Raw genomic sequence first — 14,113 nt, forward strand, 5'->3', positions numbered from 1 at the left:
TCTCTAAATATTAAGTACTAATACCTCCGCAGAAATTAATCTATTATTAATTCAGTAACAAGTATATAAAAAATATAATCCCTTATTTTTAGTATTTCTTTTTATAATTAAAAAAGATAAATATAGTGACTATTAGCCATTACATTTGTGATACTATATATAATAATATTATCAATGTAATGGAGGTCTACAACATGAAAAACATAAAGGAATTTCTCAACAAACCATTTATTAAATACCCATTAGCTATCATTTCAGCTATAGCTATAATAAAAACGGGCTATGATTTAGGTTCCTTCATAATAAAATTAAAACATATTTAAATCGTAAAAAGGAAATTGATCTTTTTAATAAAAGTTCAATTTCCTTTTTATATTTATCGCATCTTTTTTCAATGCATATTGACCTTATTTAAAAGTAACAATTGGGTAATAATATGATTTCGTATTCTAGTTTAGGAACGACGTTTAAGCATAAAATATCTTCATTCGAATCAATTCTTTTGTTATCGATAGCCCTCAAAATATAACGAAAATCTTTTATTACTACACAATTTCCCAGAAAAAATACAACTTAACTCTTTTCTTATTCCAAACTAGTTATATCATTTCGTATAATAGAAATATACATATATCCTACTACACTTCAAGGGGGCCTTTATCTTGAACTATGGCTGGGCTGGAACTATTGAACAATTTAAGCAATTAGATGTACATTTTTTTGTTAAACAACTGCTAGATCATGTCTATAAAACTAAAACAAATGATCCAAAAATAGATTCTCAAAAGAGAGCATGGATTGATAGTTATAATGAACTACAAGATTTATTTAATCGATTTTCTGATTTAGATGCATCACTTATTTTTGAATATGAGATTTTACGCGGAGGTGGCCGTCGTCCAGATATACTTTTATTAATCAATGGTTATTTGATAGTTATCGAGTGTAAAAGTTATAATCACGTTTCACCTTCTGAATACATTCAAACATCACTTTATATGCGTGATCTCCAGCATTATCACTCAGCTATTCAACAATCTAACATGCAAGTCATAGGTATTCTACTGCTTACAAACTATGAAGGTGAACAATGGGAATTCCAAAAAGATTATCAAGTAACCCTTTCAACAGTTGATGGATTGGAAATTATTATTAACCGAATATTAGATAAAACTGAAGTACAAACTTTGACGATAGAGGAAATAATCAATGGTTTCTATGAACCTTCACCTTCTATGCTAGAAGCTGCTCGTTCCATTTTACATAATGAACCACTCCCTGACATTAAAGCTGTATCAAGCAGTAATTTTCCAGAAGTACAACAAACTGTACGCTCAATCATTGAAGAAGCTCAACATACAAATACCCATCATCTCATTTTAGTATCTGGCGAGCCAGGAGCAGGTAAAACATATCTAGGTCTAACCATTGCACATGAGATGAAAAATGCAGTTTATTTATCTGGTAACGGCCCATTAGTAGACGTATTACAAGATACGTTGAAAAATAGAACCTTCGTACAAGGTCTATATGGCTATAAAATGGATTTTCTCGAAAAGAAAATGATTCCAAAAGAACAAATTATCATTTTTGATGAAGCACAACGAGCATGGGATACAAAAAAAGTCGACCAGTCACTCACTCGAAGAAAGCGAGAAGCCCAACACTTAAGTGAACCGGATATTATAATGAATATTACGACAAATAATAAGCCGTGGAGTGTAACAATTGGCTTAATTGGTGAAGGTCAAGAGATCTATTCTGGGGAAGAAGGCGGTCTCCCTCTGTGGAATACTGCGATCGCTGGAAAAAACGTGACTGTTCACTCGAAACATCCTAATTCTGTATTCACAAATGCAGCACATTATAGAACTCATTCTCAGCTACATTTAAACTCATCTTTCCGTGCTCATGCAGCTTTAAAATACTATGAAATTATTAATACTTTATTAGATGTTAGTTTTGAACAAACGAAACAGCTTATTCATAACCTACCAAAGGAACATTATCAGCTTTTTATTACGCGTGATTTAGACAAAGCAAAAATCACTTTAAATCAGCTTTATCAGGATGATACAAAAACAGTTGGTGTCGTCTGTGCTGGTGGCGCTGATCGTCAAAAAGAAGTCTCTGTTTTACCACGAGATGAACGATATGAAAGACCTAGTAAGATCGCTCAATACTTTAACTATCCCGGGTCTCAATACTATTGTAAAACCCTCAACTACAGCTCAACTGAATTCCAAACACAGGGACTTGAACTAGATATGACGCTCGTTCATTGAGATGATGATCTTTATCTACAGAATGGGGCTTGGAGGGGGCAGCACTATCAATGGGGTGTTGAAGATCCGTTCCAAATTAAGCTCAATGCATATAGAGTTATTTTAACAAGAGGTCGGGATGGAACAATTATTTACATACCACCAAAACCGATTCTAGATGAGACTTGGAACTTACTTAAAAATCAATTAAAAATCCCTGAATTAATGTTTTAAAACCTATAATGATAGACTATATTCTAGATTCCCTCAGAATATAGTCTATTATTTTTCTATTTCACAGCAACCGGTGAATCAGTCTTAAAAGACTTAAAACATTTGACTCTTATATGATAATAACGTTCTTTTAGAAGGGGTTTTCAAGAAAATATTGCTTAAAACAAAAAAAGCCGCCTCGATTAAGAGCCGGCAATTTCCTTAAATAATATAAATAAAGGGAGACTAGCATACAATGAATATAGGAATACATTTTCACGCTCCAGAAGATGAAACTTTAATTTGTCCATATTAAAATTACTAGAACTTTTTAATTCTAACAATTTCATTTGGCAAATAGATACTGCCGAAATATACCTAAAAGACTCTCATGATAACTTTACATTTGAACAATTACTCGGCGACGAACGTTTCATAACTGAAAATAAGTTAAAACAATCCTTAATAAACAAAAAATACTTTTTAGTCTTCTTAACAATATGCGCTTTTCCTGATATGAAAAAGAATATCCCAACATGGATAAGAACAGCATCAGATTTTAATACTAGTGATTGTGAATTTTTATTAAATATAGTTGATGGTTTTGATATTAGTATTTTATGTACAGATGAGCGCTTACTTCAGAAGTTACATCAACATGTTCAAGACCTAGGTTATTTAGATACTAAGTATTTAACAGAACGGACTGCAGGAACTTTTTAACTAAATCTTAAAAAGAAGGATTCAATACTCCTATTAAATCCTTCTTTTCCATTACTCACTACTTCACATTTACATAATAAGAACTAGCTGTAATATAGAACACATTACCTCTACTATTCTTCACTTTATATTGTGGTGAACCATTTACAGATACTTTATCAACGATAGTGAACCCTAAACCGTCATCGACAGTTCCTACAACATCTCTATCAGCCCAGGAAGCTTTTGAATAGAATCGTAAGTCACTCACTTTAGAAACTACACGTTTACCTTCCACAGATGAAGATTCTTCTTTATAGCGAATGTATGATGAATCATTATAAATCCACTGATTCCCTCCAAGATTCAACCAGTTTCCTATTTTACCCCAGACTTTATATGATTCACCCTTTTGTACCTTACGAATGACATCATTGCTTGTGGATGGTCCAGATCGAAGGTTTACATTTAAACCTTCGATATAAGCTACTCCTGTTACATCCGTTACACTTTCAGATGGTTGTTGTGGTTTTACTTCCACAGTGACAGAATGACCATTATACGCCTTTAAAACATCAGAACGGAATTGAGCTTCTGATACACCATGTGAAGCAAGATACCCCAGTGGATCCTCATGATCTGTACCGCCTAATTTGTATGTGATACCTTTATGAGTCCATAATCCAACACTCGGATGGATATTTCTATCTTTTAAAATTTTCGCAAGTAACTTTATATATCTTTCATATGATTTTGTGAAATTAATTGGATCACTAGTCTCAGAAAGTTCTACATGTACAAATCTAGCATTTGCCGCTGGACCTGCACCCCATGCACGATATTTAGTAGAAGCGATTTGAATTGTTTCATCCCAATCCGTTGCATAATGAACGAATGCATTTCTCCATGTTCTAGCTTCATAATTTCTAATATTGATAGCAGGTGCTTCTGGTGTCGCTGTGGAATGTGCTACTACTCCCTCATATGCACCCACACCATATCTGTATCCTTGCTTAGGTAAATCTGGAATAATCATTTCTCTATCTGCAAAAGCACTTGCAGAAAAAGAAAATAAAATAATACACATGATAAATAACGCGCTACATTGTTTCATTAATTTTTTCATTTCGTATTTTCCCCTTTAATATTTGCATAAACAAAAAGAGCACCTCAATTGAGAATGCTCCTTTTGCTATCACTTTTTATATTTGTCTTTATTTAATTTTTTTCTTTTCTAGATTTTGATCTTCTAATTTTTGCCTCAATTTCAGAAGATACACTTTCTAACAACCAAGTAGGAATCCATTTATCCCACCCAATCCGTACACAATTGGCTGTAAAGCTATTAAAAATATGATAAATTAAACCACCAGTTACCATAAAAAAGAAAAACTCTGGTAGTTTAAATGCAATATCAAATAAATGCGCTAAAGAAGGTAATAAAAAAAGAACCACAGTTCGTGCAATGCCCTCAATTCCATATTGTGATGAATACGTACCATCTAATTTTGAGGCCTTACTACCAGTTATCCAATCTAATACAACCACCCATACCAAAATGATAATCCAAATTAAATTAGATTTACCATATAAAAAATTAAATATAGTTCCCACTCCCCCACTAATTACAGAAGCAACTTTAAATTGGGTGGTATTAATAACATCCAGTACATTTAATGTTTTTACAAGCTCATGAATCCTTTCCAAACTTTCACCCCCTTTTACATTTCAAAGCAAAATAAAAAAGCCTGCTTTGGCACGCTATCGTATAAAAGATTTACATATTCATTTTCTTCCACGCATACTCTAGTGGTTCATTTCGTGGCGGTTTCATTACTTCTTTTTCAGAAGTTCCTCCCTTATTTTGAGATAAGTTATGCATAACGCCTCGACGAATAGAGATTTGCCTAATACCTGTTCGTATCCAATCATCGGGATTTAAAATACCCCCTTGATGTGTTAGGAGTTGCCTAACGCCTGTATGTGAAAAATCGATTGGATTAACAATACCCCCTTGACGATGTGTATTGATTTCACGTATTCCATCATGATATAGCATTGTTGGAGATATGATTATACTTTGAAGTACTGTCATATACTTACCTCCTTCTTACTCGATGCGTAAAGCTACATAGTAATCACTAAATGAATTATATTGACTAGCTATAGGGGCCGACGTGTGAAATAATTTGTACTTATGAATCTCCCCATTTTCAACAACCTCTGTAATATCACCATAAATAAAACCGCTACCTCTATAGATGTAAAAACCATCGTACTTCCCTCTGAATCCTTCACTACTATCTCCCATGTATAAAGGAGTGAAAACTATCTTTCCTTCATTAGAGGGTGCCTTTAGAAAGACTTTATCCCAATAAAATGTAGAGTTTGTATTAGAATATGGATAGGACCCTGCAAATTTAGTTCTATCAGTTGTATGTGCAGCTGCTTGAGCACGAGAACCGCAGCTAAACATAACACTGAACGGGCAAGAATACGGTGAAAATAATTCCGGTTGATAGTATTCGTCTGGAAGGCCTATAAAACCAATCACTGTCTTTCCTTTGTGAGATGGGATTTCATCATCATTTGCATATACACAATAAATGACAGTATCTTTATCAACGTATAGATATAGGTCAATCATATATTTTTCAAAATCTAAAGCTGTTGGTGTATTAGTATTAGTTGCTTTTCCATGGTGAAATACTAGTGAGTACCAGGTATTTTCTCCGATTCCATCACTGGTTTCTTCGTTGTATCCCCTTATAAGCCTATAACTCCCATCTGTGTAATTTACTTTTGGATCTCTTATATCAAGGCCGGATAATAATTTAGAATTATTATTAATGGTATCAAATGGCCGTAGTTCAATATAGTTATTTTTTGTTCCATCGTTGCCCGCTGAATACATAACAAAAAGGTTATCTTTATTTGTCTTGTCAGCATTTAATTGCTGCCATCCAGCCTTTTTCATTTCATCGATAATCTTCATAAAAACTTCTCTGCGCTCTAGTCTGTGTAACTTACAAATTTTATTTGTCATTTTGTATATTCCTCCTTAATTTAAACGTATTGCTTTCATAGAAACATTAAAAGTAGAGGTTGCTACGCCCCTATTTTCTATATAAAGATGTACCTTGTTTGTATGATCTTTATCCTCACAAGGAATAGCCAAAATATCATATGTTCTTTTTTCTGATAAGCTTTTATAAATCTGATTCCCATTCTCTTTTTGATCGTACATAAATAACATTGCTTCAACGTTTGAATCATTTGTAACTTGAATGGTACGAATATCGTATTTGTTACAACCTATATCCAGTGGAGCATATAGAACTTTCCCTGGTTCAATTGTAATTTGTACATTCCTCTCAATAAGGATTGATGGTGTAATCTCACTTTCGGATGTATATCTATATAATTTCATTACAGTTCCCATATTGTATTCACCTCAATTATGTTTTAGATGAACATTAAAATAAATTGGTTCAAATGCTAGGAATTTTGTATCCTTCACAACCTTTACCCAAAAATCTCGCGTACTTTGTGCGGCTATGGAATCAATCTGTATTTCATTCAAATAGTTAGTACCATCTAATGAAATAAGTGCCCAGGTGTAACCAACTTTCTCCATGTACTGCTGGATTGATAGTTTTATATTTGTAGCAGCACCAATGTTATCATTTACGATTGTCATTTTTACAATTCGCTCATTATCCACCATGTAACCTAAATTCGTTGGATCCGTTGTATTTAATTCTTCGTTATTCATTTTAATTTGTAGGGATGAACCCATACAATACATATCCCCACCATAGAAGGTGGCCTGTTTCTTTGCTAGTAGTTCGTTTTCTTCGTCATATATTTCTACGATTCCCTCAAACTCTAAAGAAGGAAGTAGAATATCAATGCCTGTATCCGGTGCAGCTACAATGTTAGTAGACAAGATATTATTTGCAGAATCTTTTAATACAATCTTATAATTTTTATATAGTTGACGCAGACGTAACATATTACTCTTTGTCATAATAATTTTATTGATGTCAAGCGGTACAAATTCCTCTGCAGTTCCTCTTTTTAAAACAACACCAATTCTTTTTGCTACTAATGAATCATTATCCATATAATCAAAGGATGTATCTGTCTTTGTGTAAAAATCCCATTGATTCTCCTCACAAATTGCCATCCACTCTTTATGGCTTTGAGAACTATTAGCAGAATAGGATTCAAGGAATTCAACCTTATTCTTTTCATTTTGATAGATCAGTAAGCCGCCTTCATCTCCTTCTTTTGTAGGAGCATAATCCGCAATAACTTGGATTGCAAAGTTACCTTGTGGTTTATCAATTAACAGCATAACGTCTTTATCTGCAGAATGATTCATACGTAGGAATCCTTTTTTGATAGTATTGTTAAATTCATTTGATGGTGACATAAGCCATTTTGGATTTATGGAATCAAAATCATCTACCAAAATGTTTCCATTGACCTTTTTGTATAAAGAAACTTTTTGTTTATATGGTAAAAGTTCTCCCTCTGCATCTATTTCTATAGCATCAATATTAAAACCGTTAAAAAACCCAGAAATTTTAGGATCACTTAAAATTACTGTATGTTCTTTCAAGTCAAGGTTAGTTTTTTCATAAACAAGAACTTGTCGCTTTCCTGTTCGCTTACCATTTTCTAAAATTCTTTCGCTAAAAAACTCTTCAACATCATCAATTTTTATAGATATTTTATCAGAATAATCATCTGGAACACCTGCTATGATTCTGATTTTTGTTCCTTTAAATTTGAATCTTGCAATCCCTTCTCCATCCCTATAGAAATAGTGAAGGGTTTTGTTATAATAATCATCATATTTCCCTGTTGGATTTGTATGATTCCCATACCACTCACCTATATATTCAATATTATGATTCGTGTCATCATAACGTTTCCATCCAAATTCTGTAATGTTATATACATCACCAATTTTTACTGTACTAGCTAAATATCCAGTTTCATCTATATCAATTGCATCAATACCATAAAGCTTTGTAGCATCAGAATTGTATATCTTTACACTATGTTTCTTAAAATCTAATCCATTTTTCTCGTAAACAAGTGTACTACCTTGTAAAAAGTCCGTGGTATTAAGATTTAATGCTGAAAACTTCTGCTTAACACCATCTATTTCAATGGCAATATCACTTGAGTAGTCCTTGTATGTAATTCCTAAAATTCGTAGTTTTGTTCCTACAAACTCAAATAATATAGTTCCAGCTTTTCCTGCTGTATAATCATTCATAAAACAATTTCTTTTACCTAAAGTATCGTCGTTTGCTAATTTCATATCTTCAGTGTATTTTATTAATGAGTCTGTATTGTTAACTCGCTTCCAACCCATTTCTGGTTGTTTTAAAAGATCACCAACTTTTACACTTAAATCCGCATAGTCAATTGCTTGTAACCATGTATAATATTCTTGACCAGTATTTCCGAGAGAATGCCCCTTAGTTGTTATTACAACATTATGCTCCTGATTAATTAAATTTAATTTTTCAAACACCACAAATAAATTAGGAGTTTTTACCGGTACTTTTGCCATAAAAGAATTACCATCAATAGATACCTCAAGATTGAAAGACTGGATATCAAGCTCGCGAGCCATTATTCGTAAAGACGTCCCTCTAAATTTAAAAGAAAATGAATTACTTTCTCCACTAACATACCAAGAAGTTCCATTTCTAAGATCCCTATCGTCTCCTACTTGATACCATCTACCGTTTGGAAATTGACCGTTCCCTCTAACCCCTTGAAAAAATGCCCCTATATTTTTTTCACTACAATACTTACGCGTCCAACCATCTTCTGGGTTCAGTAGACTCTTACCTAATTGAATTTCCATTTTATCACCTTATATTATCTAGCTTTCTTTAATGTAAGACTGTTATCAAATAACTAATACTTCACATAGTTTCAAACCTATATTTTCCCTACACCCTCTATTTATTCTCCTTTTTCTATGCCTAGCGCTCTTTCAAGTAAGTTAACTATATTTGCATACTAACTACTTAATCATGCTTTATTCCCCCAAAAAACAATCCACATTCTCTTTTAATTTCCCTATCATGACAGAATTCAAAGAGAGTTCCCCGGCTAGGCTCAGGATTTATTCCAATGATTACATTCTATATCTTCGTCATATAAAAAACGTTTTTGGGGTCAATTGTGTTTTAGATGGATATTGAAATAAATTGGTTCAAATGTTAGGAAATTTGTATCCTTCACAACCTTTACCCAAAAATCACGCGTACTTTGTGCAGCTATTGAATCAATTTGTATTTCATTCAAATAGTTAGTACCATTTAATGAAATAAGTGCCCAGGTGTAACCGACTTTCTCCATGTACTGCTGAATGGATATTTTTATATTTGTAGCAGCACCAATGTTATCATTTACGATTGTCATTTTTACAATTCGCTCATTATTCAACATGTAACCTAAATTCGTTGGATCCGTTTTATTTAATTCATCGTTATTCATTTTGATTTGTAGGGATGAACCCATACAATACATATCCCCACCATAGAAGGTGGCCTGTTTCTTTGCTAGTAGTTCGTTTTCCTCGTCATATATTTCTACGATTCCCTCAAATTCTAAAGAAGGGAGTAGAATATCAATGCCTGTATGAGCTGACGCCACAATATTAGTAGACAGAATATTATCCGCAGTATCTTTTAATATAACCTTATAATTTTCATATAGCTGGCGTAGACGTAACATATTACTCGTTGTCATAATAATTTTATTAATATCAAGCGGTACAAATCCCTCGGCAGTTCCTCTTTTTAAAACAACACCAATTCTTTTTGCATCTAATGAATCATTATCCATATAATCAAAAAATGTATTAGTTTTTGTGTAGAAGTCCCATTGATCTTCCTTACAAATTGCCATCCACTCTTTATTGCTTTGTGTACTATTAGCAGAGTAAGATTCAAGGAATTCAACCTTATTCTTTTCATTTTGATAGATCAGTAAGCCGCCTTCATCTCCATCTTTTGTAGGAGCATAATCCGCAATAACCTGGATTGCAAAGTTATCTTGTGGTTTATCGATTAACAGCATAACGTCTTTATCTGCAGAATGATTCATACGTAAGAATCCTTTTTTAACCGCATTGTTAAATGCATTTGATGGCAACATAAGCCATTTTGGATTTATGGTATCAAAATCATCTACAAATATTTTTCCGCTTTCTTTTTCGTACATGGATACTTTTGGTTTTTTAATTACATCTTGTGATATTAATTCTCCACCTAATATATCGATGGCATCTAAATACAATGCGTCTGTACTAATAGTGACAGTATGAGAACCTGGTGCAAGATTTAACTTTTCAAATAGAATGCATTGATATAATACATTTATAGAACTTTCATACATCTCAAATGTACCTGCGTCTACTCCATCAATATTAACCTTAGTTAACTTACTTTTAAAACTTGTCGTTCCGGATTTCACTGCAATTAATCGTAGTCCCGTACCACTAAACGTAAACTGAATTCCACATGTTCCTGGCATGGAATATGATTTCATGTGAATTGAGTTATTGTAGTAAATACCTAGACTGCTTTGATGCACCAGCCAATCGCCAGTATAATTAATATTGCTATCCATATCATCAAACCGTTTCCAACCTGGTTCTGGTTCTTTTAATACATCACCAACTTTAACAGTTGTAAGAAGTTCTCCCCCTAATATATCAATTGCATCTATAATGTTGTCTTGAGCTTCAATTACAACTGTATGATTTCCAGATACTAGATTTAATTTTTCGTAAGCTAAAATCTGAGTGCCGGCTACTTTTGGTGAGATTGTATACGTTTCTGCTGAACCGTCTATTGTGATTTTTATCGAGCCTCTGTAAAAAGTTGGATTACTGCCGTATTGAGAAATAACTCGTATGCCAGTTCCCGAAAATGTAAACTCGCATTTGGTATTTTCGTTACCCTGTTCTGAGCTCTTGTACGATAACGACTGATTATAGTAATATGTATAACCACTAGCCTGGCTCCAAGGTCCTGTATATTTAATGTTAATATCCGTATCATCGAACCGTTTCCAACCTGGTTCCGGTTCTTTTAAGACATCACCGACTTTAGCATTAAAATTTGCGTAATCAATAGCAGATAAAAACGTATAATGATTCTCATTTGAACCAGTAGTGAAACCATCATAAGTTACCTCTACTCTATGAGTGCCGCTAGGTAAATCAAATTTTTCAAAACAGACTCTAAACATTGATGGAGAATTAGAAATTACTGAGCCTTTAATCCAATTCCCACCATCTATTCTTACTTTTATATTGTAACGATGTGCTGAACTAGATTTTTGCATTATTCTTAAAGCTGTTCCTGTAAATGTGAATGAAAATATATCATCACTTGTATTTCGGGGGCCATCACCTGCAACCCAACAGTCTTCTGCAGAAGGATTACTATTTTCACCTACTATAAACCAATTAGCATTTGGGTATTTATCCTTATCTCTTATACCTTGAAAAAAAGTGTTAACGTTATCGCGTTGGAAATACTTACGACTCCATCCAGATTCCGGTTTCAGTAAACTATTACCTAATTGAATTGTCACTCTATCACCCTATATTATCTAGTTTTCTTCAATGTAAGCTTGTTAACAAATAACTAATACTTCACATAGTTTCAAACCTATATTTTCCCTACACCCTCTATTTATTCTCCTTTTTCTATTCCTAGCACTCTTTCAAGTAAGGTAACTATATCTGCAGACTAACTACTTAATCGTTCTTTATTTCAAAAAAACAATCCATATTCTCTTTTTAGTTCTCTATTATGATAGAATTCACAGAAAGTTCTCCGGCTAGACTCAGGATTTATTCAAATGATTACATTCTACATCTTTGTTATATAAAAATCGTTTTTGGGATCAATTATAACTTTTTAAAATTTTTTTCATTAATAACGTTGCTGTTCTTATATCTTATTTACATTAATTATGTTTTAGATGAACATTAAAATAAATTGGTTCAAATGCTAGGATATTTGTATCCTTCACAACCTTCACCCAAAAGTCACGTGTACTTTGTGCAGCTATTGAATCAATATGTATTTCATTCAAATAGTTAGTACCATCTAATGAAATAAGTGCCCAGGTGTAACCAACTTTCTCCATATATTGCTGGATTGATAGTTTTATATTTGTAGCAGCACCGATGTTATCATTTACGATTGTCATTTTTACAATACGCTCATTATTCACCATGTAACCTAGGTTCGTTGGATCCGTTGTATTTAATTCTTCGCTATTCATTTTGATTTGCAGGGATGAACCCATGCAATACATATCTCCACCGTAAAAGGTAGCTTGTTTCTTTGCTATTAGTTCGTTTTCTTCATCATATATTTCTATGATTCCCTCAAACTCTAAAGAAGGAAGTAGAATATCAATGCCTGTATGAGCTGCCGCCACAATATTAGTAGACATGATATTATCTGCAGTATCTTTTAATACAACCTTATAATTTTCATATAGCTGGCGCAGACGTAGCATATTACTCTTTGTCATAATGATTTTATTAATGTCTAGCGGCACAAATCCTTCTTCAGTTCCTCTTTTTAAAACCACACCTATTCGTTCAGCTGATAATGAATCTTTATTCACATAATCAAAGAATGTATCTGTCTTTGTGTAAAAGTCCCATTGATCTTCTTTACATATTGCCAGCCACTCTTTATTGTCTTGTGAACTATTAGCAGCATAAGATTCAAGGAATTCAACCTTATTCTTTTCATTTTGATAGAGCAGTAAGCCACCTTCATCTCCTTCTTTTGTAGGAGCATAATCCGCAATAATCTGGATTGCAAAGTTACCTTGCGGTTTATCGATTAACAGCATAACGTCTTTATCTGCAGAATGATTCATACGTAAGAAACCTTTTTTGATAGCATTGTTAAATGCACTTGATAGTGACATAAGCCATTTGGGATTTACAAAATCAAAATTATCTACAAATATTTTTCCGCTTTCTTTTTCGTATAGCGATACTTGTTTTTTTTGAGCATTAAAGGGAATTAACTCTCCGGCCAGAATATCGATTGCATCAAAATTTATATTAAGACCGGATAAACTCACTGTATGAACACTCTCAGCTAAATCAAATTTTTCGTATAATAACGTTTGTTGCTTTACAGTATTACTTTTATAATTGATATTTTCGGTTGGTAGATTATCAATTGAAATTTGACCTGTATCATATGAAGGAGATAACCAGCCTATAATCCGCAAAGCTTTTCCATAAAATTGAAATTTAACCGTCGCCAATTGGTCATTAGATGGACAATTGTGTGCAGAACCACCGTATTTATCTGGGTCTATAGTCACGCCCCACGCTCCAGAATATCGGAAATTGCTATCGGTATCATCAAAACGCTTCCATCCAAGTTCAGGTTTTTTGAGAACATCACCGACTTTAATAGGAGCGACAAGCCCTCCTGGTTCTCCAAAATCCAGAGCATCTAAAGTACTTACCCCATCTGCATGCAAAACAACGTTATGAGTTGCATACTGTAGATCTTTTTTTTCATATAAGAGAACAGAATAGTTTCCTTCTATAGAATCGGGGTCACCAACAGTATAAGATCCATATTTCACCCCATCTATCTCGACGTTAACAGTGCCAGGCCAAAGTTTATAAGTAGCACCAATTATACGAAGTTTACTACCCACAAACGAAAATCGTATTTTTGATTTACCACCACAAATGTGATATTTACCATAAGCAGCGGAAGACAATTCCCTTATTTCCCATGCGCCTTCATACGTAATAAGAGCACTATTTATGGCATCATCATAACGTCTCCAACCCGTTTCTGGATTTTTGAGTACTTGTCCTATATACGCCATTC

The 14,113-nt window shown here is 33.4% G+C and carries 9 protein-coding genes and 2 pseudogenes; 3 read left to right on the top strand and 8 right to left on the bottom strand.

What is annotated here, in order from left to right:
- The first annotated feature begins 194 nt into the window (after positions 1–194).
- The 3 genes and pseudogenes from RBB48_RS25480 to RBB48_RS25490 all read left to right on the top strand — a co-directional run bounded on the left by RBB48_RS25480 (position 195) and on the right by RBB48_RS25490 (position 3,200).
- A complete protein-coding gene (locus RBB48_RS25480; protein ID WP_306008262.1) occupies positions 195–323 on the top strand; it encodes a hypothetical protein in 129 nt (42 codons plus the stop codon).
- A gap of 339 nt (positions 324–662) precedes the next feature.
- Positions 663–2,498: pseudogene (locus RBB48_RS25485) on the top strand (DNA/RNA helicase domain-containing protein).
- A 235-nt stretch (positions 2,499–2,733) separates the two neighbouring features.
- A pseudogene (locus RBB48_RS25490) lies at positions 2,734–3,200 on the top strand (DUF2691 family protein).
- A gap of 58 nt (positions 3,201–3,258) precedes the next feature.
- On the opposite strand, the gene RBB48_RS25495 reads toward RBB48_RS25490, so the two are convergent.
- The 8 genes from RBB48_RS25495 to RBB48_RS25530 all read right to left on the bottom strand — a co-directional run bounded on the left by RBB48_RS25495 (position 3,259) and on the right by RBB48_RS25530 (position 14,111).
- Positions 3,259–4,305, bottom strand: coding sequence for an N-acetylmuramoyl-L-alanine amidase (locus RBB48_RS25495; protein ID WP_306008263.1), 1,047 nt, complete (start codon positions 4,303–4,305; stop codon positions 3,259–3,261).
- A gap of 92 nt (positions 4,306–4,397) precedes the next feature.
- Positions 4,398–4,886 carry a phage holin family protein gene (locus tag RBB48_RS25500; protein ID WP_000439595.1) on the bottom strand — a complete coding sequence of 163 codons (489 nt, stop codon included), beginning with the start codon at positions 4,884–4,886 and terminating at the stop codon, positions 4,398–4,400.
- 70 nt (positions 4,887–4,956) lie between these two features.
- Positions 4,957–5,274, bottom strand: a complete 318-nt coding sequence (locus RBB48_RS25505) for a hypothetical protein (RefSeq protein ID WP_306008264.1) — start codon at positions 5,272–5,274, stop codon at positions 4,957–4,959.
- A 15-nt stretch (positions 5,275–5,289) separates the two neighbouring features.
- On the bottom strand, positions 5,290–6,225 hold the full coding sequence (locus tag RBB48_RS25510) for a hypothetical protein (RefSeq protein WP_306008265.1): 936 nt from the start codon (positions 6,223–6,225) through the stop codon (positions 5,290–5,292).
- Positions 6,226–6,240: 15 nt separating this feature from the next.
- The gene (locus RBB48_RS25515; RefSeq protein ID WP_306008266.1) at positions 6,241–6,621 is read right to left on the bottom strand and encodes a hypothetical protein; all 381 of its coding nucleotides are present in this window, start codon (positions 6,619–6,621) and stop codon (positions 6,241–6,243) included.
- 12 nt (positions 6,622–6,633) lie between these two features.
- Positions 6,634–8,571 carry a hypothetical protein gene (locus tag RBB48_RS25520; RefSeq protein WP_306008286.1) on the bottom strand — a complete coding sequence of 646 codons (1,938 nt, stop codon included), beginning with the start codon at positions 8,569–8,571 and terminating at the stop codon, positions 6,634–6,636.
- Positions 8,572–9,389: 818 nt separating this feature from the next.
- Complete coding sequence (locus tag RBB48_RS25525) at positions 9,390–11,819, bottom strand: hypothetical protein (protein ID WP_371878394.1); 2,430 nt, start codon at positions 11,817–11,819, stop codon at positions 9,390–9,392.
- Between the two features lie 378 nt (positions 11,820–12,197).
- Positions 12,198–14,111, bottom strand: a complete 1,914-nt coding sequence (locus RBB48_RS25530; RefSeq protein ID WP_306008267.1) for a hypothetical protein — start codon at positions 14,109–14,111, stop codon at positions 12,198–12,200.
- Between the last annotated feature and the right edge of the window lie 2 nt (positions 14,112–14,113).

The sequence above is a fragment of the Bacillus sp. MMSF_3353 genome, from assembly GCF_030733445.1.
In the GTDB taxonomy this organism is placed as follows: Bacteria; Bacillota; Bacilli; order Bacillales; family Bacillaceae_G; genus Bacillus_A; species Bacillus_A wiedmannii.

Excerpts from the sequence above, each read along its gene's own strand:
- RBB48_RS25480 (WP_306008262.1), top strand. The coding sequence starts at position 195 with ATGAAAAACATAAAGGAATTTCTCAACAAACCATTTATTAAATACCCA.
- RBB48_RS25495 (WP_306008263.1), bottom strand. The coding sequence starts at position 4,305 with ATGAAAAAATTAATGAAACAATGTAGCGCGTTATTTATCATGTGTATT.
- RBB48_RS25505 (WP_306008264.1), bottom strand. The coding sequence starts at position 5,274 with ATGACAGTACTTCAAAGTATAATCATATCTCCAACAATGCTATATCAT.
- RBB48_RS25510 (WP_306008265.1), bottom strand. The coding sequence starts at position 6,225 with ATGACAAATAAAATTTGTAAGTTACACAGACTAGAGCGCAGAGAAGTT.
- RBB48_RS25515 (WP_306008266.1), bottom strand. The coding sequence starts at position 6,621 with ATGGGAACTGTAATGAAATTATATAGATATACATCCGAAAGTGAGATT.
- RBB48_RS25520 (WP_306008286.1), bottom strand. The coding sequence starts at position 8,571 with ATGGGTTGGAAGCGAGTTAACAATACAGACTCATTAATAAAATACACT.
- RBB48_RS25530 (WP_306008267.1), bottom strand. The coding sequence starts at position 14,111 with ATGGCGTATATAGGACAAGTACTCAAAAATCCAGAAACGGGTTGGAGA.